The organism is Curtobacterium sp. PhB190 (genome assembly GCF_004365385.1).
In the GTDB taxonomy this organism is placed as follows: Bacteria; Actinomycetota; Actinomycetes; order Actinomycetales; family Microbacteriaceae; genus Curtobacterium.
Genome location: NZ_SODN01000002.1, coordinates 160,906 through 182,228 on the forward strand (window position 1 = coordinate 160,906; position 21,323 = coordinate 182,228).

Genomic DNA, 21,323 nt, shown 5'->3' on the forward strand with positions numbered 1-21,323 from the left:
GATCCACCCTACGGACCACCGCCGACGTCAGCCCTGGCGGGTGTTCCAGCGGGGGTTCTGCTTGTTGATGACGTAGACCCGGCCGCGGCGACGGACGACCTGCGAGCCCGGGATCTTCTTCAGTGCCTTGAGCGAGTTGCGGACCTTCATGGTTCTCCTCCGTCGGCGCTCTCTTGTTGAGAACGGTTTTCAGGTAGGGTACCCGACATGCGTGCTGCTGCCATCACCCTCGTCACCGCCCTCCACGAGGCCGACGCCGACCGCGTCGCCGCCCGGATCACCACCGGGCACCGGATGCACGTGGACGGGAGCGCGTTCGCAGCGGCCCGCGCGGTCGCCGAGCGGGCTGACCACCTCGACCGCGCCTGCGGCCCCGACGCCGACCACGGCCTCGTCGTCACGCTGCAGCCCGGCTCCGACGCCCGCGCCGTGGGCATGATGCTCGCGAACGCCGCCCGGAGCGAGACCGGCGACGACCGGGTGCTCCGACACGTGGTCGGGGTGCTGCGCGCCGACGACGTCGCCCACCTGCTGTGGTCGGACGTCGACGACGCGTTCGTGGCCGCCGACCGGGTGGCGTCCCTCGTCGAGTACGCGACCGTCATCGCGCTCGACCGTCTCGCGCCACTGTCCCTGCGCCGCCGTCGCGCACTGGTCGCACTGCTGCACCGGCTCGCACCACAGGCCGTGATCGTGGCGCTGCCCGCACTCCGGACCGCGCGCGACCTGCCCGCGTCGAACGGCGGGGCCGCTCGGGTCCTGGCCTCGGGTGCCGGGTGGATGCGCGCCCTGTCGAGCGGAGCCGACACCGGCCGGGACGCCCGCGACGACTTGGTCGCGATGCGCTACCGGGAGCCGCTGCCGTTCCACCCCGGGCGACTGGCCACCGTGATCGAGCGAGACCTGGCCGCCGGGGCCTCGGGCCGGGTGCTCCGCTCGAAGGGGTTCTTCCGGCTGGCGTCACGCCCGGACCACGTCGGCTCGTGGTCGAGCTTCGGGGCGATGCTCGCGCTCGACCCCACCGCGAACCCGTCGTGGGACGCCGACGCCCCGATCGGGCAGGCGCTGTGGCTCGTCGGCGAGCGGCTCGACGTGCGGGCGATCGAACGTGCCCTCGACGGGGCGCTGCTCACGCCGCCGGAGCTGCTGGCCGGGCCGGACCTGTGGCGCGGGTGGGCGGACCCGTTCCCCGTGTGGCCGGCGGTGGACCCGGCGTCGGAGCACCGGCACGAGTGAGGCGGGTGCGTGCGGGTGCGTGCGCATCTTCCGACAGAACACGAGTCGATCGACGCGTGGATCGTCGCAGCATGCACACGCATCCCGTGCGTGCGCATCTTCCGACAGAACACGAGTCGATCGACGCGTGGATCGTCGCACCATGCGCACGCACAGACGGGAGGCGCGGTGCAGGTCGGACCTGCACCGCGCCTCCCGCCCGTGGTCGCGTCGCGAGCGCCCCCGGCGTCAGCGCGCCGGCACGGCCTCGGCCTCGGCGGCGTCGCCCGCGGCCCGGGCGGCAGCGTCCTGCGCGGCGAACGGCAGGTCCCCCAGGTCCAGGTTCGGGTTCGTGTCCTGCGTGAGCACGAGCTCCTTCGCCTCGGCCTCGGTCTCCACCGCCGGCATCGAACCCGGCAGCGGACGGCGCGAGGACTCCTTCATGCAGAAGACGCCGATCGCACCGACCACGCTCATCGCCATCAAGAAGTACGCCGGGGCGAGCTCGTCCCCGGTCACGGTCAGCAGCGCCTGCACGATCAGAGGCGTGGTCCCACCGAAGACCGCGATGGCGATGTTGTAGGCGAAGCCCATGCCGCCGTACCGCGTCGAGGTCGGGAACAGCGCCGGCAGCGACGCCGCCTGGTTCGACACCCACAGCGCGGTCATCAGTGCGAGCAGCCCGAGTCCGGCCAGCGTGGACCACTGCGCACCGTGCCCGATCAGCATGAACGCCGGCAGGACGAGCACCACGGTCGTCGCGGCACCGATCCACATCACGACGCGTCGACCGAGCTTGTCGGACAGCTTGCCGGTGAGCGGGAGCATGACCGCCAGCAGCAGGAGCACCGGGATCGTCAGCAGTGTGCCGTCGAGCGGCGAGTACCCGAGCGAGTCGGTCAGGTAGGTCGGCATGTACGAGGTCAGGGCGTACCCGACGGTGTTCGACGCCGCGACGAGCATGATCGCGATGACGATCGGCCGCCAGTGGTCCCGGATCATCACGAGCACGTTCGCGGGACGCTCTCCGTCGAAGGACGCGCGGGTCTCGGACGCGGCCTCCTGCGCGGCCTGGGTCGCCTGGAACACCGGCGACTCCTCGATGCGCAGACGGAACCAGATCGCGACGACGCCGATCACACCGGCCGCCAGGAACGGGAAGCGCCAGCCGTAGGCGACCATCGCGTCCTCGCCGAGGGTGATCTGCAGCACCGAGACCACGGTCGCGCCGAGCGCGAAGCCCAGGTAGCTGCCGAAGTCCAGGATGCTCGCGAAGAACCCGCGGCGACGGTCCGGGGCGTACTCGGTCACGAAGGTCGTCGCACCGGCGTACTCACCGCCGGTGGAGAACCCCTGCGCCAGCTTCAGCACGACCAGCACGATCGGTGCGAACACCCCGATCGTCGCGTAGGCGGGCAGCGCTCCGATGAGGAACGTCGACGCCGCCATCATGATGAGCGTCGTCGCGAGCACCTTCTGGCGCCCGATGCGGTCGCCGAGACGGCCGAAGACGATGCCGCCGAGCGGACGGGCGATGTACGTCGCAGCGAAGACACCGAGGCTGAACAGGATCTGCACGGCGGGCTCGGCGGTCGGCAGGAAGACCTTCCCCATCGTGACCGCCAGGTAGCCGTAGACGCCGACGTCGTACCACTCCATCGTGTTGCCGACGACCATGCCGCTCACCGCGCGGCGCATCATGCTCTTGTCGACCACGGTGACGTCGCTCTCGCGCAGACGTCGGTGCGGCCGGGTCGGGGTATGGCTGGGATCGGAGCCCATGTCTCTCCTCGAGGATCGTGACGAGCCGGCAGGGACCGGCTCGGGCCGGTGGAGACCGGCTCAGGAACAGCGAGCGACGTTACCGAGCGACCGAAATGTCATTGGCCGGTGATTCCCAGGCAGCGGCGTGTCACCCGAACGGGGGGAGCGCTCGATCCGCATGCGTCGGCGGATCCGCCAGGCTGAGTAACGAGGACATAACATCGGCGCATGGCGATCGAACCCGAGACGAAGAGCTGGACCTGGGTCATCGAGGGCACCTGCCCCGAGTGCGGCTACGACGGCACCACGGTGTCGATCCGCGACGTGCCGGGGATCATCGACGCGAACACGACCGCGTGGCCGACCGAACTCGGCCGGGATGACGTGCGCGAGCGTCCCGACGACCACACCTGGTCGGCACTCGAGTACGGCGCCCACGTGCGCGACGTGCACCGGAAGATGACCGAGCGGCTCGCCCTGATGCTCACAGAGGACGCCCCGACGTTCCCGAACTGGGACCAGGACGCCACCGCGGTCCAGGACCGGTACGGCGAGCAGGACCCGGCCGTCGTCGTCCGGGAGCTCGGCGAGGCCGCACACCGGGCAGCGCGGGCGTTCGACGAGGTCCGTGACGACCAGCTCGAGCGCACCGGACTGCGGTCGGACGGCAGCGCCTTCACCGTCGCGAGCCTCGCGACGTACTACGCGCACGACCCCGTCCACCACCTGTGGGACGTGCGGCGCACGCACTAGGTTCGGGCGTACCTGCCCGAATCGGGCGTACCTGCCGGAATCGGGCGTACCTGCCACGAAGAAACGACCAGGTATGCCCGAAAGCGCCTTCCATCGCGCCCGTTCTGGGAAGGAGCGCGCACCTGCCAGGCGTCGAGCAGACCGCTCAGGCGAGCGCGTCGAGCAGGGCGCGGGCCGTCGCGGCGTCCGACACCAGCTCGTTGACGAGCCCTCCGCGCACGGCGCCGACGATGCTGCCGACCTTGGCGCTGCCGACGGCGACGCCGACGGCGTGCGGCACACCGGACAGGACCTCGCGTGAGGTCCGGACCATCCGGTCGCTGCCGGGGAACTCGATGGGCGAACCGTCCGCGGCGTAGAAGTTGAGGCAGACGTCACCGGCGGCCTGGTCGAACGCGGCGTCCTCGACGGGGACGCCCCGCGCCAGGGCGTCGCGCGTCGGGGTCGGCGCCCCGATGCCGAGGATCGCGCCCTTCGCCCGGCCCCAGAGCCCGACGACGTGCTGGAAGGCCGGGTCCTCGTCGAGCGAGGAGCGCATCGCGGGCGACGGAAGCGCCTGCGCGAACAGGAAGGCGGGGATCGCTCCGGAGTGCTCCGCGGCGGTCCGGGTGATCTCGTTCGTCTGGAACCACGGCATCGGGTCGGCTTGCCCGCCCACCGTCGGGACGAGCTGCACGCCGGGCAGGCTCGGCATGCCGGCGTGTGCGACGTCGTACACCGTGCGGCCCGACGACATCAGGACGGCGTCGCCGGGGACGAGTCCCATGCCCTCGACCGCTGCGGCCAGGGGCGCGGCGAGGTCGGCGCCGAGCGTGGCGGTGTGCGTGACGGCGGCCAGGTGCACCGCTCGGATGCCGAGCACGACCTGCAGCCGTTCGGCGAGCGCGACGGTCTCGTCCTGGAACGGGTCGACGACCTCGATGCGGACGAGTCCGGCCTTGCGCGCCTCGGCCACGAGCCGCGACACCGTCGGACGCGAGACACCGAGGCGCGAGGCGATCTCGACCTGGGTGGCGTCCTCGAGGTAGTACATCCGCGCCGCCTGGTACACGGTGTCAAGCGGGAACCGGGTCCGGGCACCCTCGGCGGCAGGGTTCTCGGCGGACATGCGCCGATCGTATCCCCGGCACACCTCAGCGGATCGTGAACCCGCCGTCCACCCGGAGGTCGGCGCCGTTCACCATCGCGCTCGACTCCCCCGCCAGGAACAGCACCGCGGCGGCGATCTCGTCGGGGGTGGCGAAGCGGCCGGTGGGGATCTCGTCCTGGTGCCGGATGCCGTTCTCGTTCGCCCACGCGGCACGGCCGAGGTCGGTGAGCACGACGGTCGGCGACACGGTGTTGACGGTGACGCCGCGACCGCCCCACTCGAGCGCGAGCACACGGGTGAGTCCGATGACGCCCGCCTTCGAGGCGCAGTAGGCGGCGTGCCCGTCGATGCCGACGTGCGCGGCCTGCGAAGCGATGTTCACCACGCGCCCGTACCCGGCGGCGAGCATGTGCCGGCCGACGGCCTGGGCGACGCGGAAGGTGCCGGTCAGGTTGACGTCGATCGTCCTCGACCAGGTCTCGGCGGACAGTTCGTCCGCCGGAGCGAGTGCGGCGATCCCGGCGCAGTTGACGAGCACGTCGACGCGACCGAAGTGCGCGACGACGTCGGCGACGGTGCGCGCCACGGATGTCTCGTCCGTCACGTCGCAGCCGAACCCGGCATGGAGGCCCGCGGCCGGCAGGTCGGCCGCCGCCGTCGTGGCGCCGTCGGCACGGACGTCGACGATCGCGACCCGCGCACCCCGTGCGGCGAGTGCCCGGGCGATGGCGTTCCCGATGCCGGAGGCGCCGCCGGTCACCACTGCGGTGCGGCCGGTGAAGTCGTTCGTCAGGTCGACGGTGTCCGGGCCCGGGCGCAGGGCTGCGGCGAAGTCGGGGGTGGTGCTGGTCGTCATGTTCGCTCCTTTGCGTCGGGTCGAACCTAGCAGAAATTGTGTTCTGGACAAACGTTCTGCGAGGTGTACAGTCGTCGCCGAAGCCATCCAACGAAGGAGCAGCGCATGTCGACGACGACCGAGAACGCGGCCACGACCGCCACCACGACCATCCCCACGACGATGCGAGCCGTCGTCGTCCACGGCCCGGGCGACTACCGGCTCGAGGAACGCCCCGTGCCGACGCCCGGCCCCGGCGAACTCCTGCTCCGGACCGACGCCGTCGGCATCTGCGCGAGCGACCTGAAGTGCTACCACGGCGCCGCGAAGTTCTGGGGTGACGAGAACCGCGCCGCCTGGGCCGAGACGGACCGCATCCCCGGGCACGAGTTCGTCGGCACGATCGTCTCCGGCGACGACGACACCCTGGCGAAGCGGAAGGTCTCACTCGGCGACCGCATCGCGTGCGAGCAGATCGTGCCGTGCTGGGAGTGCCGGTACTGCCTCGAAGGCGCGTACTGGATGTGCAACGTCCACGACATGTTCGGCTTCAAGGGCTACGACGGCGCGATGGCCGAGTACGTGCTCGTCCCCGCCAAGGCCCTGACCCACCCGGTGTCGAGCGCCCTGCCCGGTCAGGTCGCCGCGTTCGCCGAGCCGCTGTCCTGCGCGTTCCACGCCGTCGAGCGGGGCGACATCAAGTTCGGCGACACGGTCGTGATCGCCGGCGCCGGACCGATCGGCCTCTCCGCGATCGCTGGTGCTCGACAGAAGAACCCGCTCCGGATCATCGCCCTCGACGTGGTCGAGGCGAAGCTCGAGCTGGCCCGCAAGGTCGGCGCGGACCTGACGATCAACATCGCCGAGGACGACGCCGTCGCCCGGGTCAAGGAACTGACCGACGGCTACGGCGCCGACGTCTACATCGAGGCGACCGGCCACCCGTCCGCGGTCCCGCAGGGCCTCAACCTGCTGCGCAAACTCGGCACCTTCGTCGAGTACTCGGTGTTCAAGGACGCCGTCTCCGTCGACTGGTCGATCATCTCGGACGACAAGGAGCTCGACGTCCGGGGCGCCCACCTCGGCCCGCACACCTGGCCGGCGGCGATCAAGCTGCTCGAGGCCGAGACCCTGCCGATGTCGGAGATCTGCACGCACCAGTTCCCGCTCGAGCGGTTCCAAGAGGCCCTCGACCTGGTCGGCGACTCCGCCGGCGCGAGCGTCAAGGTCTCGATCCTCCCGTCCCTGCAGGCCTGAGCCCGCCGACCCCTGGAGTCAGCAAGCATGTCAACGACGACACAGCGCGCCACCGGTGCGCCCACGACCCCTCGCGCCGAGGGCCGCCTCGACCGGATGGGGATCCCCCGCCCGCTCGCCCTCGGGTTCGTCGCCGTCCTGGTCTTCATGACCGGGAACGGCGTCGAGTCGAACTTCATCACCCCGCACATGGTCGCGGTCCTCGGCAGTCCCGAGGCCACCGTCGCGACGATCGTGACCTTCTACAGCCTCGCCGCCCTGATCGGCAGCTACGTCTCCGGCGCCCTCTCCGACCTGATCGGGCCGCGCCGGGTGATGATCCTCGGGTTCGCCGTCTGGGTCGTCTTCGAGGTGCTCTTCCTGCTCGCGCTGAACATCGGCAGCGTGCCGTTCGCGGCCGTCGCCTACGCCGTCCGGGGCTTCGGCTACCCGCTCTTCGCCTTCGCGTTCCTGGTCTGGGTGAACATCACCACCCCGGTCGAGCGGAACGGTTCGGCGGTCGGCTGGTTCTACGTCGCCTTCACGGGTGGCCTGCCGACGCTCGGTTCCCTCTTCGCGATCGGCGCCATCCCGGTGTTCGGCGGCGGCACGATCGGTGAGACCGGCGCGATGGTCGCCTCGATCGGCCTCGTCGTGATCGGCTTCCTCATCATGCTGTTCGGCGTGCGGCTGCCGAACGGGTTCTCCCGCATCGCCCCGGCCGGAGAGAGCGCCTGGCAGGTGCTGACGAGCGGCATCCGTCTGACCGTCACCCGGCCGAAGATCCTGATGGGCTTCCTGGTCCGCCTGATCAACACCGCGCCCGAGTTCGGCATGTTCGTCGTCCTGCCCGCCGTGATCGCGAACGAGCGCGGGTGGGGCCAGAGCCGCTGGCTGCTCATGACCGTGTGCGTCTACGCGACGAACATCCTGGTGAACGCGCTGTTCGGCTGGGTCGGCGACAAGATCGGCTGGCAGCGCACCGTCAAGTGGTTCGGCATCGTCGGGTCCGCCCTCGGCCTCATCGCCTGGTGGTACGTCCCGCAGCTCGTCCCCGCTGGCTCGGACTGGGGCTACGTGCTCTCCGTCGTCGCCGGTTGCGTGTTCGGTTGCCTGCTCGCCGGCTTCGTGCCGATGGGCGCGATCATGCCGGCGCTCGCCCCTGAGCACAAGGGCGCCGCGATGGCGATGTACACGACGGCGGCCGGTGGCGCGGCGTTCCTCGGCACCGGTGTGGTCGCCGCGGTCTTCGCGCTCGGCGGTGGCGGTCAGGCCGCGACCTGGACGTTCGTCGGTCTGTACGCCTGCGCGTTCGTGATGATCCACTTCCTCAAGGTGCCGCAGGGCACCCGCACCTCCCACTGAAGGACTCCAGCATGACCACGATCCACGACGCCCCCGACGAGTTCGCCGAGGACCAGCTCGCCGGCTGGCTCGCGCTCTACGCCGACCGCGTCCGCGGCGTCCACGGCGGCGTCGTCACCCTGCCCACCGAGGGCGCGGACCCCCAGGTCGCGGTGGTCGTCGGCGGCGGTTCCGGCCATTACCCCGCGTTCTGCGGGATCGTCGGCCCGGGGTTCGCCACCGGCGCCGTCGTCGGCAACGTCTTCACCTCGCCGTCCACCGCGCAGGTGTACTCGGTCGCCAAGGCGGCCGACCAGGGGAAGGGCGTCGTGCTGTCGTTCGGCAACTACGCCGGTGACACGATGAACTTCGGGCTCGCCGCCGAGCGGCTGCGCGCCGAGGGCATCGACACCCGGATCGTCGTGGTCACGGACGACATCGCGAGCGCCGACGAGGAGTCGAAGCGCCGTGGCATCGCCGGGGACTTCTCGGTCTTCAAGGCGATGGGTGCCGCGGCTGCCGCGGGCGCGGACCTCGACGAGGTCGAGCGCCTCGGCAACGCATCGAACGCCGCCACCCGCACGATCGGTGTCGCGTTCTCCGGGTGCACCATGCCCGGCGCCACCGAGCCGCTCTTCACCGTGCCCGACGGCCACCTCGGACTCGGGCTCGGCATCCACGGCGAGCCCGGCATCGAGGACGTCCCACTGCTCCGCGCCACCGACCTCGCGGGGCTGCTCGTCGAACGGCTGCTCGCCGACCGACCGGCGAACGCGGGTACCCGGGTCGCCCCGATCCTGAACGGCCTCGGCGACACGAAGTACGAGGAACTGTTCCTGCTCTGGGGACGCGTCCTCCCGCTGCTGCAGGACGCCGGCCTCGAGATCGTCGAACCCGAGGTCGGTGAACTCGTCACGAGCCTCGACATGAGCGGCTGCTCGCTGACCCTGCAGTGGCTCGACGACGAGCTCGATCCCCTGTGGCGCGCCGACACCTACACGCCCGCGTACCGCAAGGCGGCCGCGCCGATCGCAGCGTTGCTGCCGGCCGACGCCGTGGACGACGCCGAGGACGAGGCGACGGCCGTGCCGGACGCGAGTGATGCCTCCCGGCAGGCCGCGCACACGGCACGCGACGCGATCGAGGCGATCGACGCGCTCCTGCGGGAGCACGAGCAGGAGCTCGGCCGCATCGACGCGGTCGCCGGCGACGGCGACCACGGACGCGGCATGGTCAAGGGGATCGGCGCGGCTCGGAAGGCGGTCGACCGGGTCGGCCAGGAGGCAGGGGTCGCCTTCGTCCTCGGACGCGCCGGTGACGCGTGGGCCGAGTTCGCGGGCGGCACCTCGGGAGTCCTGTGGGGTGCGGCACTCGAGGCCTTCGGACGGTCGCTGCGCGACGACCGCTCCGCGTACGAGGCGTCCGACGTCGTCGAGGCCGCGCAGGCCTTCGCCGACTCGATCGTCCACCTGGGCGGGGCGTCCCGTGGAGACAAGACGCTGCTCGACGCACTGCTGCCGTTCGTGGATGCACTGCGGACCTCGGTGTCGGCTGGCTCCTCGCTCACCGACGCGTGGCAGGCTGCAGCGGAAGTCGCTCGTGACGAGGCCGACAAGACAGCCGACCTCACGCCGAAGGTCGGGCGTGCCCGGCCGCTGGCGGAGAAGAGCCTGGGGACACCCGACGCGGGTGCCACCTCGATGGGGATGATCCTCACGCGGGTCGGCGAGGTCCTCGCTGCCCGTGCGAACGAACTGGAAGGAACACACGCATGACGTACCGTCTCGTGATCGGCTCGGACGATGCCGGGTTCGACTACAAGGAGATCATCAAGCAGGACCTGCAGGCCGACTCGCGGGTGGTGTCGGTCGTCGACGTCGGCGTGGACGCGGACGGGCACACCGCCTACCCACACGTGGCCGTCGACGCGGCACGACTCGTGGCGAACGGTGAGGCCGACCGCGCGATCCTGATCTGCGGCACCGGACTCGGCGTCGCGATCGCGGCGAACAAGGTCCCGGGCATCCGGGCCGTCACGGCGCACGACTCGTTCAGCGTCGAGCGTTCGGTCCTGTCGAACGACGCCCAGGTCCTCTGCATGGGCCAGCGGGTCGTCGGCGTCGAGGTCGCCCGCCGGATGGCGAAGGAGTGGTTGGGCTACGAGTTCGACCGAACGAGCGCGAGCGCCTCGAAGGTCCAGGCCATCTGCGATTACGACGGCAGCGCGCCGGCCGGCGTCGACGCCCAGGCGTAGGCGCGGCGGCACTCCCGCGGAACCAGGTTCCGGACACAGCACCGTGCATCTGCGCGGTGCTGTGTCCGTTGCGCGGTGTCGAACGGTCAGCTGCGCGCGGCCAAGCGGTGCACGACGGCCTTCGTCGCCTCGTAGAGCTCGCGGTAGTCGCGGTACCCGGGCTCGTAGGCGGCCGTCGCAACGGGGTCGGGCTCGATGACGGTGGCCGGCGGGTTCCACTGCCGGATGTCGACGTCGGCCACGAGCGCTGCCGCCAAGAACGCCGACCCGTACGACGCCCCCACGGTCACCGACGGCACCGTCTGCCGCAGCCCGGTCACGTCGCTCACGATCGTCGGCCAGAGCCGTCCGAGCAACCCGCCGCCGGCCCCGACGAGCTCGCGGACCTCGACCCCGGCCGCACGCAGCACCTCGATGTTGTGCCGGACCGCGTAGGCCGTCGCCTCGAGCGTCGCCCGGTAGATGTCCCCACGCGTGTGCCGCACCGTCAGCCCAGCGATCACCCCGCGCGCGTCCGGATCGGCGATGGGCGTCCGCTCACCCGCGAAGTACGGCAGCATCAGCAGCCCGTTCGCGCCGATCCCGGCGCACCGTGCCTCTTCGAGCATCGTCGGCCACTCGCCGTCGACCAGCCGACGCAGCCAGTCGGTGATCGCCCCGGAGGTCGCCATCCCACCCGACACGCTCGGCTGCCCCGGGTGCGTCCCGACCGTCGTCCACATGCCCGGCACCGGCGTCGGCTCGGCGGTCGGCGCGATCATGAACATCGTGGTGCCGTACTGCAGGAACATCCGGCCCGGCACCGACTCGCCGACGCTCACGCCCTCCGCCCAGGCGTCGATGGTGCCGGCCGTCACGGGGATACCGACCGGGAGGCCCGTGGCCGCGGCCGCCTCGCGCGTCACCACGCCCGCCTGGTCGCCGGACCACAGCAGCCGCGGCAGGGGCAGGCCGGGCGCAAGCCGGTCGCACCACTCGGTGATCCAGGTGTTCTCGTGGACGTCGTAGAACGGGGTGGTCTGGCTGGCCGAGTGGTGGTCGAGGACGTACTCCCCCGTCAGCAGCTCCACCACGCGTGACGCCGGCATCGTGAACCGGACCGCCCGCTCCCAGACGTCGGGCTCGTGCCGGGCGACCCACGCGAGCTTCGCCCCGGCGGCCTGGGTGCTCAGCGCAGAGCCGCACCGGGCGCGGATCGTGTCCTCGCCCCCGAGCTCGGCCGTGACCTCGTCGAGCAGGTCGGCCGTCCGGGTGTCGATGCCGTACAGGACCGCCGGGCGCAGCGGATCCCCTGCATCGTCGGTCAGCAGGACGCAGGGGCCGATGCCGCTCACGCCCACGGCTTGCACGTCGGCATCGGGGACGAGCGCGAGGAGCTCGTGCGTCAACGTCGTGAATTCGTCCCACCACACGGCCGCGTCCATCTCGACCAGGCCCTGGGCAGGACGGTCGACGTCGTGCCGACGGCTCACCTCGGCGATCACGGTGCCGTCGAACCGGGCCAGCAGCGCCTTCGTGCTCGACGTCCCGATGTCCAGACCGAGCACCGCCCGCATGCCGCCTCCTTCGCCGCCACACGACCGCCGTCGGTCGCGCCCCGAGTCTACGAACGATCGCGATCCGTCGACGCCCAGCGTCCTGTCGGGGGCCGGACGTACCGTACTCACGACTCCGATGCTCCACGAGGGGAACCCGATGAAGAAGTCAGCCTGGCTGCCAGCAGTCATCGCGCCGGTGGTCGTCGCCGGCGCCGTCGCCGCCCCGATGATCGCGAACGCGGCGAACGACCCGATCGCGGGGACGAACCCGACCGCGGCCGACGTCATCGCCAGCATCGCGAAGTCCTCGGACGCGCAGTACTCCGGCAAGCTCTCGCAGTCGAGCGACCTCGGACTCCCCGAACTGCCGACCGGTTCCGGCGGCTCCTCGCTCGAGGGCGACGCCTCGGACGTGCTCGGGCTGCTCACCTCGTCGCACACTGCCCGCGTGTACGTCGACGGCGCCGACAAGCAGCGCGTGCAGTTGACGGAGCAGCTCGCCGAGCAGGACGTGGTCCGCAACGGGTCCGAGGTCTGGACCTGGGACTCGAAGGAGCGCACGGCCACGCACGTGACCCTGCCCTCCGACACCGCGAAGGACCTGCAGGACGGCACCACCACGCCGACCGACATCGCCGAGCAAGCCATCGACGCCATCACCCCCAGCACCACGGTCTCGAAGCCGACCGAGGTCAGCGTCGCGGGTCACGACGCCTGGCAGATCACGCTGACGCCGAAGTCCTCCGACACCCTGGTCGGCACCGTCCGACTGGCGGTCGACCAGCAGACCGGGCTCCCGCTGCGCGCGACGATCCAGGCCGCCGGGCAGGACGACCCCGCGGTGCAGGTCGGGTTCACGAGCCTCGACTACGGCGCCCCGGCCGCACGGCTCTTCGACTTCACTCCCCCGTCGAACGCGAAGGTCACCGAGAAGGACCTGTCCGACGCCGAGCACGGTGCGCACGCGAAGGGTGACCACGCCCGCACCGCGCACGACGGTGACGAGCCGACCTTGACGGGCGAAGGCTGGGGCACGATCGCCGAGCTCCCCGCCGGCACGGTGGACCAGTCGTCCCTCGGTGACGAGGCGTCGGGCCTGCTCGGCCAGCTCACGAAGGCCGTCGACGGCGGCCGTGCCGTCCAGACCTCGCTCGTGTCGGTCTACCTGACCGACGACGGCCGGGTCCTCGCCGGCGCCGTGCCGGTGTCGTCGCTGGTCGCCGCCGCGAAGTGAGCACACCGGAACCCGCGCACACGACGGAACCGGCCGCCGTGGACGCGACCCGTCCGACCACGGGCACCGACCTCGCGATCCGCACCACGGGCCTCCAGAAGGTCTTCCGCAAGCAGCGCGCCGTCGACGGCATCGACCTGTCGGTGCCGCGCGGCGCGGTGTTCGGGTTCCTCGGGCCGAACGGCTCCGGCAAGACGACGACGATCCGGATGCTGCTCGGGCTGTCGAGCGCGACCGGCGGCACGATCGAGGTGCTCGGCCAGTCGATGCCGAAGGCGCTCCACCAGGTGCTGCCGCACGTCGGTGCCCTGGTCGAGGGTCCGGCCTTCTACCCGTACCTGTCCGGGCGCGCGAACCTGCAGCGCTTCGACGCGGCCGACCCCACGTCGGACCCGCGCACCCGCAAGGCCCGCGTGGCCAGCGCCCTCGACCGTGTCGGCCTGACGCACGCGGCGGACAAGAAGGCGCACGCGTACTCGCTCGGCATGAAGCAGCGATTGGGCCTGGCGAACGCACTGCTCTCCCCGCGCGACCTGCTGGTGCTCGACGAACCGACGAACGGCCTCGACCCGCAGGGCACGCGCGAGGTCCGCAACCTCATCCGGTCCCTGGCGGACGACGGCACGACGGTGTTCGTGTCGAGCCACCTGCTCGCCGAGATCGAGCAGGTCTGCACCCACGCCGCGGTGATGCGCACCGGCAAGCTCGTGGCACAGGGCGAACTCGACGAGCTGCGGTCCGCCGGTGCACGCACCGTGACCGTCCGCACGCCCGACGTCGGGCAGGCCGGCAGCGTGCTGAGCCGGCTCGGACTCGTCCCCCGGCACGACGGCGGCGCGGACGTCCTGGTCGCCGACCTGCCGCACGAGCTGCTGCCCGAGACCATCACCGCCGAACTCGTCCGCGCCGACGTCCGCGTCCGTGGGCTGACGGTCGGCGGCGGCACGCTCGAGGACCTGTTCGTCGCGCTCACCGGAGAGGGCTTCGATGTCGCTGCCTGACACTGCCCGTGCACTGCCCGACGCCGAGGCCGATGCCGAGGCCCCGCGCCGCCAGCGTCCCTTCGCCCTGCTCGGCTCCGAACTCGCGCTGGTGTTCCGCCGCCGCCGCACGTGGGCGATGCTCGGGGCCCTCGCGCTCGTCCCCGTCCTGATCGCGGTCGCCGTGAAGCTGACGACCGACGGCGACGACGGCGGTCCGGCGTTCCTCGGCGACATCACCAACAACGGCCTGTTCGTGGCGTTCACTGCGTTGACGGTGTCGATCCCGCTGTTCCTGCCGCTCACTGTCGGCGTGGTCGCGGGCGACACCGTCGCGGGCGAGGCCAGCCACGGCACCATCCGCTACCTGCTCGTCGCACCGACCGGCCGGGTGCGGTTCATCCTGGTCAAGTTCGCCGGCGCGGTCGCGTTCTGCCTGGCAGCGACGCTGCTCGTGGTGCTCGTCGGTGCGGCGATCGGTGCCGTGCTGTTCCCGATCGGTCCGGTCACCCTGCTGTCCGGCACCCAGGTCGGCGGAGCGTCGTACGCCGGTCGGGCACTGCTCCTCGCCCTCTACGTGGCGATGTCGATGCTCGGACTCGTGGCGATCGGCATGTTCGCCTCGACACTGACGAACGTGCCGGTCGGGGCGATGGCCGCGACGGTGGTGTTGGCCGGGGCCTCCCAGGTCCTCGACCAGCTGCCCCAGCTCGACTGGCTGCACCCGTACCTGTTCTCGCACCAGTGGCTGGGGTTCGGCGACCTGCTCCGCGACCCGATCTCGTTCGACTCGTTCGGTTCGAACGCACTGCTGCAGCTCGGCTACGTCGTCGTGTTCGGGGCGCTGGCGTACAGCCGGTTCGCCTCGAAGGACATCCTGAGCTGAGCCCGACCGCCGAGCCCGACCGCCGTCAGCTCGCCGGGCTCGCTGAGCCGCCCGCCATCGTCTCCGCCTCCGAGCCGCGCGCATCCGCGTAGCGGTCCCGCAGGTCGCGGGCCTTCTCGGAGCGGTACCAGTCGAGCCGTGCTCCGGTCTCGACCGTCTGCATCCCGATGACGACCTTGCCGCGTGACTTCATCTCGGCGAGGTCCTCGTACGCCTCGACGATGTACTCGAACGGGTAGAAGCCCGAGATGAGCACCTGGAAGCGACGTTCCTGCAGGGCCTTCGCCAGCAGGGTCAGGAGTTCCCGGGTCTCCTCGTCCTCTGCCGGGGCGCGCAGGAACCGCAGCTCGATGTCGCGGCGCTCGTCCGACGACACGAAGCGCTCGGACCCGACCCCGAGGCGTTCCGCCAGGAGTTCGGCATTGCTCTCCCCGTGGTTGTCGATGAAGGCGGTGATCGGCCGGCCGTCCGCGATCGCTCGGATGCGGTCTTCCTCGCCCTCGCCGTACACGACCGGCAGCGTGCCGATCTGCCGCAGGTAGTCGTGGTTGCGCGCACTGCCGAGGGTGATCACGGTCGCACCGGCGTCGTGCGCCAGCTGGCTCTCGATGTGGCCGACACCGCCCGCTGCAGCGGTGATGACGACGGTGTCGTCCGGTCCGAGGCGGAGCGATCGCACCACCGACACCGCCGTGCACCCGGCCAGGTACAGGCCACCGGCGACCTCCCACCCGACGTACTCGGGCTTCTTGATGACGGCACCACGCGGAACCGCGATCCAGTTCGCGTGCGATCCGCCCTGGGGCGCGTGCCCCATGACCTCGTCACCCACCCGAAGGTCCTTCACGCCGTCGCCCCGCGCCCGGACGATGCCGGCGAAGTCGACGCCCTGCCGTGCCGGGAACTCGAGCTCGATGTGGTCCCGGAGCTTCCCCTCGCGCAGGAAGCGCTCGATGTGGTTCAACCCGGCGGCGACGATCTCGACGACGATCTCGCCGGGGCCGGCCGTCGGCTTCTCCTGCGGGACGAGCTCGACCACGCTGAAGTCGCCGTACCGGTCGTACTGGACTGCCTTGCCGTTCCGCATGGGTGCTCCTTCGCTGGCGTGTGCCTCCGGCCTACTCGGTTTCCCCGCGTGCAGCCCGAGCAGGCGGGGTACCGGCCGTGGGCGGTACCGACGAGCGGACGGGAGGCCCGTGGCGGCGCCGCCACGGGCCTCCCGTCCGTCGGTCGCGCACGTCCAGGGCGCCCCGCGCGCTCGGTGCGCGTCGCGCGCTCACTGCACGCCGGCCGCTCGGTGCTTTCCGGCGGCCACTCAGTGCTTGCTGGCTGCCGCTCAGTGCTTGCCGGCGGCCGCGATGACGGACGCGACGGTCTCGGCGTCGAGGTGGAACGCGAGCGGGTCGGCGTCGGGGCGTGGGACGCGCAGCGGCGTCGACCAGACGGAGCCGTCCTCGGCGACGTCCACGACGAGGGCGCCGCTGTCGACGGAGGCCGATTCCTCGTCGTACGCGCCGGTGACGTCCGTGTCGTTCGCGACCCCGGGGGCGACGAGGACCGGGACCCCGGCCAGCGATCCGGCGAAGTGGTGGTGGTAGTGCCCGCCCAGGACCACGCGCACGTCGGAACCCCGGATCACGTCAGCGAGCGCCTCGGGGTTCTGCAGCCGGAGCGCCTCGTGCAGCTCGGTCGGGGCCGGCAGGGGCGGGTGGTGCAGGACGACGACCGTGCCGTGCGGGGCGTGGTCCCCGGCGAGCGCGGCGCGGAGTCGTTCGAGGCTGGCGTCACTCAGCTCGCCGTAGCCGGCACCCGGCACGCTCGTGTCGACCGTGACGATCCTCCGGCCGGCGACGAGGGACTGCCCCCACACCGGCACCGTCGGCGGGTGGTACTCCATCGTGTGCATGACGGGTCGGCCGCCCTCGCCGAGGACGTGGCCGTTGGACAGCACCTGGCGGAAGCCCTCGCGCAGGTCGTGGTTGCCCGGGACCGCGACGAGGGCGGCTCCGTGGCGTTCGGCCCATCCGCCGACCCGCTCGAGGACGGCGGCGTAGGACTCGGGGCTGCCGTCCTCGGACACGTCGCCCGAGATGACGACGAGGCCGATGCCGGGCACTCCGTCGACGTGGGCGAGCACGGCGTCCAGCGCTGCGGTGGTGTCGACGGCCCCCTGGTGCAGGGCGCCGTCGCCGGTCAGGTGGGTGTCGGAGAGGTGGAGGACGCGGAGGGTTCCTGCTGCGGGCGGCTGCATGGGGTCCACGGTAGCCACGGGGGCGATGGGTGGGCTGGGCGGGGTTGGGTCGGGGGCGCTTCGTGAGCGGGGGCGCTTCGTGAGCAGGAATGGTCGGGTCGGGTCGTCAGACTCGACCGTTTCTGCTCACGAAGTGACTCGTGCCGGGGCCGGCGACGTGCTGCGTGCCGTCGGGCAGGACGACGTCCGCGCCGGAACCGGGCGGCACCGTCACGGTGAGGGACACGGTGCCGTCATCGGCGGTCCACGCCACCGCGGCGTCGCCGTACGGGGTCCGCACCGTGCACGATGCCGACCCGACCGGGCCGCACACCGCGGGTGCCACGGTGAACCGCCGCCATCCGGCCTCGGTCGGCCGGATCCCCGCGACCCACCCGGTGAGCCAGTCGTCGACCGTCCCGAGGAAGTAGTGACCGTGCGACCGTGCCGCCAGGTCCCAGTGCTCGAACATCGACGTCGCCCCGGCCTCGCGCCAGGCGCCCCACGACGGTGGCGAGGTCTGTCGGGCGACGGCGAGCGCGAGGTCCGGGTAGCCGGCGTCGGTCAGGACGGGCAGCAGCCACTTCGTCCCGATCGCCCCGGTGTCCAGGTGGTCGCCGCGGGCCCGGACGTCGGCGGCGAGCGCCGCGGCCACGGCTCCCCGGTCGGACGGGGCGCGCACGACGTCGAACGCGAGGGCGAGCACCTGGTGGGACTGTCGGAATCCCTCGTCGCGTTCGCCCCGGACCGCGCCGTCGTGCAGGAACGCCTCGGTGAACGCCGCGCGGACGTCCTCTGCGGCCGTTCGTGCCCAGGACCCGTCGCGCCCGAGCACGTCGTCGATCGCGGCGACGGTGTCGAGGATCCGGACGAGGAACGCGGTGGCCGGCACGCGGGAGTCCTCGGGTGGGTTTCCGCCGCCGGGGCTCGTGCCGGGGGCGACCCAGTCCCCGAGGATCGTGTCGGCGATCCCCCCGGGCGACCGTTCGGCCTCGAAGCGCGCGTACTCCTCGATGACGTCGACGTGCTGCTCCAGCACTGCGGGGTCCCCGGTGTGGCGGTACACGTCCCACGGCACGGTGACGAGCGCTGCGTGCCACACGGGTGCGCGGGTGTCGACGCCGAACACGCCGGCGTTGGGGGCGATCAGCGCGGGCGGGTGCCCCGGTGCGACGGTCTCCGCGAGGTCACCGACCCACTTCGTGAGCACCGCCGCGGTGTCGAGGTTCGTCAGGAACATGTCCGCGCCGACCGCTGCGTCGCCGGTCCACCCGTTCTTCTCGTACTTCGGGGTGTCGGTCGGGTACCCGTGCAGGTTGTTCTCCATCGTGTGCACGGTCGCGTCGTGCACCCACTGCAGCAGGGCCTCGTCGGTCCGGAAGTCCGCGCGCCGTGCGACGTCGGTGCGCACCACCCGGGCGACGACGTCGGACGAAGCGGGACCGGACGCGTCCGGCCAACCGGAGAGCTGCACGAACCGGAATCCCTTGTACGAGAAGCGTGGCTCCCACCACCCGCCACGGTCGTCGAGGGTGACCTCGTCGGTCTGGAACCCGTCGGCGAAGTAGTGGTTGTCGTCGTCGGCGTTCGGCAGTCCGTCAGCGCGCAGCCGTTCGCCCGAGCGGATCCGGACCGTCCGCCCCGCGGCACCGGCCGGCAACCGCAGACCGACCCAACCGGCGATCACCCGCGGGAAGGCCACGACCCACTCCCCCGGTGCGGCTTCGGTGACCGAGGTGGCCGCGAGCTCCTCGACGATCCGGATCGGCTGCTCACGTCGCGCCTCGAGCGCCCCGGCCGGGCCGGGGACGACGGTGGCCGGTTGCGGAACCGCCGCCAGCGACCCGCCGACGCGACGGCGCAGGTCCGCCAGCTCGCCGCCGTACAGGTCGTCCAGGAGGATCGTGCCGGCCCGCGCGGTCCAGTCCGGTCCGGTGGGCAGCACCTCCACCGCGCCGCCGTCGCGCTCGATCCGGAGCACCGCACGGACCGAGGGCTCCGCGTGCCACGGAGCCCGTTCCCACGCCCAGACGTTCGCGTTCGTCATGCCGTGGAAGCCGCGGCCGAGTTCGAGACCGACCTCGTGCGCGTTGCCGTCGCCGAGCGCCGCCGTCAGGTCGTGCACGACGACCTGGACCCGGCGGTCCCAGTGCGTCGTGGTCGGCGCCAGGACCTCGTCGGTGGCGAGCGCCCCGTCGACGCGCACGTCGGCGTGGCCCCCGGCGGCGAGGGCGAGCAGTACCCGTTCGACCGGCGGTCCGGCCGGCACACCGATCGAGAGCACCGGTGCGGCGAAGCTGCCGTCCGCGCTGCGTGCGCGCGGACCCCGGCCGTCGTCGGCGGCGTCACGCGCGGCGGCTCCGGCGCTGGCCGGGCCTCCGATCCAGCGTGCTCCGGACCACTCGGCGGCGGCGAGCGGTGCCGGGGTGAACCTGCCGCGTACCACGGCGACGCCCGTGGCGGACTCCACCCGGGCCTCCCAAGCGTGTTCGGTCCACGCGGTGAACCGCAGGTCGGACGGCGAACGCAACCAGGGTGTCGGCGTCTCCGTGCGGCCGGAGTCCCAGACGACGCGGTCGGCGTCCCGGACCACCACCTGCGCAGCGGTCTGGGTCTCGTCGGGACGCCAGGCGAACCGCAGGCCGCACTGTGCGGTCCCGATCGGGTCGTGTTGGCCGTCGACGTCGTGGTCCAGGAGCTCCATCGCACCTCCAAGGTCGGATGAAACGATTCAGGACGATCCGGGCGCTGTCAACCCGTGCGGCATCAAGGTCGGATGCGGTCGATGCCGTAGCGACTCGGCGGGACTCCGAACGCGTCACGGAACGCCCGCGAGAAGTACAGCGGGTCGGCGAACCCGACTGCGGCGGCGACCTCGCCGACCCGGAGTCCGCTCGTCAACAGCAGTTCGGCTGCCTCTCGCATCCGGGTCTCGCGCACCCAGCTCGACACCGACGACCCGAGGTGCGCGGCGAACAGCCGGCCGGCCGTCGACTCACTGCAGTCGCCAGCGGTGGCGATCTCGGCGACGGTCATCGGGCGCTGCAGGTTCCGGAGCACGAAGTCCGTCATCCGGTCGAGCGCGACCGGGACCGTCTCGTGTTCGTCGTCGCGTGCGGCGCGGGTCTCGGCGAGCACGACCGCCCCGAGCGCGCGGAACACCGACTCGTCGAACGGGCCGTCGGCGAACCGTTCGACGACGTACCGGCCGAGCGACCCGAGGCGACGCGCGACACTGCTGCGCCCCGGCCAGAGGATCGGGAGGTCCACGCCGTCGGGATCGTCGGAGCGTGCGGAGTCGCCCAGCACCTGGTCACCGGGCGCGTGCGCGACCTCGGGGACGACCGGCCGACCGCGCACATGGCGCGGGACGACGTGCACCGTCCCCAACCGGAACGGCGAGCGGTCGTCGGCGCGGTAGGCGACGTCGTGGCTCCACGGCAGCCGGAGGACGTCGCCGGCGGTCAGGTGGAACCGCTGCCCGGTGGACTCGACCACCCCACTCCCGCTCAGCACCCAGAGGCAGCACACGCTGTGCACCCACAGGTGGTGGATCTGCTCACCCGGGCGGAAGCGGTACCAGTTCGCCGCGACGACGACGGGGCCAGCGGCAGCGCGTTCGTCCATGCGGACACTGTACGCATCGGTGCAGGTGGACCAGCGTTGACCGGATCGTCCAGGTTCTGCCCGCGGAACCCATGCCGCCGCCACCTGGTCCGAACGTAGCGTCGGTGCACCGGTCGACGGCGATCGGTGACAGGAGGACGACCATGCGGATCACCGCGGACACGGACATCTGCGTCGGGGCCGGGCAGTGCGCCCTTGTCGCCGGAGCACTCTTCGACCAGGACGACGACGGCATCGTGGAGCTCCTCGACGAGCACCCGGGCGCCGCCGACGAACCAGCAGCCCGACGCGCGGCGGCGCTCTGCCCCGCACACGCGATCACCCTGCAGGACTGACC

Annotated in this window: 19 protein-coding genes; 10 read left to right on the forward strand and 9 right to left on the reverse strand. The window is 71.9% G+C overall.

The genetic code is table 11. The features are described from left to right. Nucleotides 1–27 precede the first annotated feature (27 nt). Nucleotides 28–150 (reverse strand): type B 50S ribosomal protein L36, encoded by a 123-nt coding sequence (gene ykgO / locus EDF47_RS03545; protein WP_022905672.1) that lies wholly within the window; start codon nt 148–150, stop codon nt 28–30. Between the two features lie 57 nt (nt 151–207). Between ykgO and EDF47_RS03550 the strand changes: the two genes are divergently transcribed. Further along, on the forward strand, nt 208–1,236 hold the full coding sequence (locus EDF47_RS03550; RefSeq protein WP_133937940.1) for a GTP-binding protein: 1,029 nt from the start codon (nt 208–210) through the stop codon (nt 1,234–1,236). A gap of 228 nt (nt 1,237–1,464) precedes the next feature. Here the strand turns inward: EDF47_RS03550 and EDF47_RS03555 are convergent, their stop codons facing one another. Continuing rightward, on the reverse strand, nt 1,465–2,997 hold the full coding sequence (locus EDF47_RS03555; RefSeq protein ID WP_133937942.1) for an MFS transporter: 1,533 nt from the start codon (nt 2,995–2,997) through the stop codon (nt 1,465–1,467). A gap of 210 nt (nt 2,998–3,207) precedes the next feature. Here EDF47_RS03555 and EDF47_RS03560 point away from each other — a divergent pair, with 210 nt between their 5' ends. Further along, nucleotides 3,208–3,732 carry a DinB family protein gene (locus tag EDF47_RS03560; RefSeq protein ID WP_132100000.1) on the forward strand — a complete coding sequence of 175 codons (525 nt, stop codon included), beginning with the start codon at nt 3,208–3,210 and terminating at the stop codon, nt 3,730–3,732. A gap of 145 nt (nt 3,733–3,877) precedes the next feature. On the opposite strand, the gene EDF47_RS03565 is transcribed toward EDF47_RS03560, so the two are convergent. Then, nucleotides 3,878–4,840, reverse strand: coding sequence for a sugar-binding domain-containing protein (locus tag EDF47_RS03565; protein WP_131879444.1), 963 nt, complete (start codon nt 4,838–4,840; stop codon nt 3,878–3,880). 25 nt (nt 4,841–4,865) lie between these two features. Continuing rightward, nucleotides 4,866–5,678, reverse strand: coding sequence for a GolD/DthD family dehydrogenase (locus tag EDF47_RS03570; RefSeq protein ID WP_131879446.1), 813 nt, complete (start codon nt 5,676–5,678; stop codon nt 4,866–4,868). A 105-nt stretch (nt 5,679–5,783) separates the two neighbouring features. Between EDF47_RS03570 and EDF47_RS03575 the strand changes: the two genes are divergently transcribed. The 4 genes from EDF47_RS03575 to EDF47_RS03590 are packed head-to-tail and all read left to right on the forward strand — an operon-like array spanning nt 5,784 to nt 10,491. Then, nucleotides 5,784–6,914: a zinc-binding dehydrogenase gene (locus EDF47_RS03575; RefSeq protein WP_123672438.1), complete on the forward strand. Its 1,131-nt coding sequence runs from the start codon at nt 5,784–5,786 to the stop codon at nt 6,912–6,914. A gap of 27 nt (nt 6,915–6,941) precedes the next feature. Beyond that, nucleotides 6,942–8,258, forward strand: a complete 1,317-nt coding sequence (locus EDF47_RS03580; protein ID WP_207895492.1) for an MFS transporter — start codon at nt 6,942–6,944, stop codon at nt 8,256–8,258. 11 nt (nt 8,259–8,269) lie between these two features. After that, complete coding sequence (locus EDF47_RS03585; protein WP_133937944.1) at nt 8,270–10,012, forward strand: dihydroxyacetone kinase family protein; 1,743 nt, start codon at nt 8,270–8,272, stop codon at nt 10,010–10,012. Continuing rightward, nucleotides 10,009–10,491, forward strand: a complete 483-nt coding sequence (locus tag EDF47_RS03590) for a ribose-5-phosphate isomerase (RefSeq protein ID WP_133937946.1) — start codon at nt 10,009–10,011, stop codon at nt 10,489–10,491. The genes EDF47_RS03585 and EDF47_RS03590 overlap by 4 nt, the downstream gene beginning before the upstream one ends. An 86-nt stretch (nt 10,492–10,577) precedes the next feature. Here EDF47_RS03590 and EDF47_RS03595 read toward each other — a convergent pair whose 3' ends face one another. Then, on the reverse strand, nt 10,578–12,047 hold the full coding sequence (locus EDF47_RS03595; RefSeq protein ID WP_131879452.1) for an FGGY family carbohydrate kinase: 1,470 nt from the start codon (nt 12,045–12,047) through the stop codon (nt 10,578–10,580). 139 nt (nt 12,048–12,186) lie between these two features. Here EDF47_RS03595 and EDF47_RS03600 point away from each other — a divergent pair, with 139 nt between their 5' ends. From EDF47_RS03600 to EDF47_RS03610, 3 genes are read left to right on the forward strand one after another with little or no spacing between them, the layout of a single operon-like run. Beyond that, nucleotides 12,187–13,263, forward strand: coding sequence for a sigma-E factor regulatory protein RseB domain-containing protein (locus EDF47_RS03600; RefSeq protein ID WP_131879454.1), 1,077 nt, complete (start codon nt 12,187–12,189; stop codon nt 13,261–13,263). Between the two features lie 38 nt (nt 13,264–13,301). Further along, entirely contained in the window at nt 13,302–14,264 is a 963-nt protein-coding gene (locus EDF47_RS03605) for an ABC transporter ATP-binding protein (RefSeq protein ID WP_131879456.1), read from the forward strand. Beyond that, nucleotides 14,251–15,129 carry an ABC transporter permease gene (locus EDF47_RS03610; protein ID WP_173169249.1) on the forward strand — a complete coding sequence of 293 codons (879 nt, stop codon included), beginning with the start codon at nt 14,251–14,253 and terminating at the stop codon, nt 15,127–15,129. The genes EDF47_RS03605 and EDF47_RS03610 overlap by 14 nt, the downstream gene beginning before the upstream one ends. 25 nt (nt 15,130–15,154) lie before the next feature. Here the strand turns inward: EDF47_RS03610 and EDF47_RS03615 are convergent, their stop codons facing one another. The 4 genes from EDF47_RS03615 to EDF47_RS20300 form a co-directional block, all read right to left on the reverse strand. Continuing rightward, complete coding sequence (locus EDF47_RS03615; RefSeq protein WP_133937948.1) at nt 15,155–16,216, reverse strand: NADP-dependent oxidoreductase; 1,062 nt, start codon at nt 16,214–16,216, stop codon at nt 15,155–15,157. A gap of 249 nt (nt 16,217–16,465) precedes the next feature. Then, entirely contained in the window at nt 16,466–17,380 is a 915-nt protein-coding gene (locus EDF47_RS03620; protein WP_133937950.1) for a metallophosphoesterase, read from the reverse strand. Nucleotides 17,381–17,486: 106 nt separating this feature from the next. Next, complete coding sequence (locus tag EDF47_RS03625; RefSeq protein WP_133937951.1) at nt 17,487–20,063, reverse strand: alpha-L-rhamnosidase; 2,577 nt, start codon at nt 20,061–20,063, stop codon at nt 17,487–17,489. Nucleotides 20,064–20,125: 62 nt separating this feature from the next. Next, nucleotides 20,126–20,986, reverse strand: a complete 861-nt coding sequence (locus EDF47_RS20300; protein WP_133937954.1) for an AraC family transcriptional regulator — start codon at nt 20,984–20,986, stop codon at nt 20,126–20,128. Between the two features lie 143 nt (nt 20,987–21,129). On the opposite strand from EDF47_RS20300, the gene EDF47_RS19715 reads away from it, so the two are divergent. Beyond that, complete coding sequence (locus EDF47_RS19715) at nt 21,130–21,321, forward strand: ferredoxin (protein WP_165918787.1); 192 nt, start codon at nt 21,130–21,132, stop codon at nt 21,319–21,321. The last annotated feature ends 2 nt before the right edge of the window (nt 21,322–21,323 follow it).

Coding starts and splice junctions, on each gene's coding strand:
- ykgO (WP_022905672.1), bottom strand. CDS start 150: ATGAAGGTCCGCAACTCGCTCAAGGCACTGAAGAAGATCCCGGGCTCG.
- EDF47_RS03550 (WP_133937940.1), top strand. CDS start 208: ATGCGTGCTGCTGCCATCACCCTCGTCACCGCCCTCCACGAGGCCGAC.
- EDF47_RS03555 (WP_133937942.1), bottom strand. CDS start 2,997: ATGGGCTCCGATCCCAGCCATACCCCGACCCGGCCGCACCGACGTCTG.
- EDF47_RS03560 (WP_132100000.1), top strand. CDS start 3,208: ATGGCGATCGAACCCGAGACGAAGAGCTGGACCTGGGTCATCGAGGGC.
- EDF47_RS03565 (WP_131879444.1), bottom strand. CDS start 4,840: ATGTCCGCCGAGAACCCTGCCGCCGAGGGTGCCCGGACCCGGTTCCCG.
- EDF47_RS03570 (WP_131879446.1), bottom strand. CDS start 5,678: ATGACGACCAGCACCACCCCCGACTTCGCCGCAGCCCTGCGCCCGGGC.
- EDF47_RS03575 (WP_123672438.1), top strand. CDS start 5,784: ATGTCGACGACGACCGAGAACGCGGCCACGACCGCCACCACGACCATC.
- EDF47_RS03580 (WP_207895492.1), top strand. CDS start 6,942: ATGTCAACGACGACACAGCGCGCCACCGGTGCGCCCACGACCCCTCGC.
- EDF47_RS03585 (WP_133937944.1), top strand. CDS start 8,270: ATGACCACGATCCACGACGCCCCCGACGAGTTCGCCGAGGACCAGCTC.
- EDF47_RS03590 (WP_133937946.1), top strand. CDS start 10,009: ATGACGTACCGTCTCGTGATCGGCTCGGACGATGCCGGGTTCGACTAC.
- EDF47_RS03595 (WP_131879452.1), bottom strand. CDS start 12,047: ATGCGGGCGGTGCTCGGTCTGGACATCGGGACGTCGAGCACGAAGGCG.
- EDF47_RS03600 (WP_131879454.1), top strand. CDS start 12,187: ATGAAGAAGTCAGCCTGGCTGCCAGCAGTCATCGCGCCGGTGGTCGTC.
- EDF47_RS03610 (WP_173169249.1), top strand. CDS start 14,251: ATGTCGCTGCCTGACACTGCCCGTGCACTGCCCGACGCCGAGGCCGAT.
- EDF47_RS03615 (WP_133937948.1), bottom strand. CDS start 16,216: ATGCGGAACGGCAAGGCAGTCCAGTACGACCGGTACGGCGACTTCAGC.
- EDF47_RS03620 (WP_133937950.1), bottom strand. CDS start 17,380: ATGCAGCCGCCCGCAGCAGGAACCCTCCGCGTCCTCCACCTCTCCGAC.
- EDF47_RS03625 (WP_133937951.1), bottom strand. CDS start 20,063: ATGGAGCTCCTGGACCACGACGTCGACGGCCAACACGACCCGATCGGG.
- EDF47_RS20300 (WP_133937954.1), bottom strand. CDS start 20,986: ATGGACGAACGCGCTGCCGCTGGCCCCGTCGTCGTCGCGGCGAACTGG.
- EDF47_RS19715 (WP_165918787.1), top strand. CDS start 21,130: ATGCGGATCACCGCGGACACGGACATCTGCGTCGGGGCCGGGCAGTGC.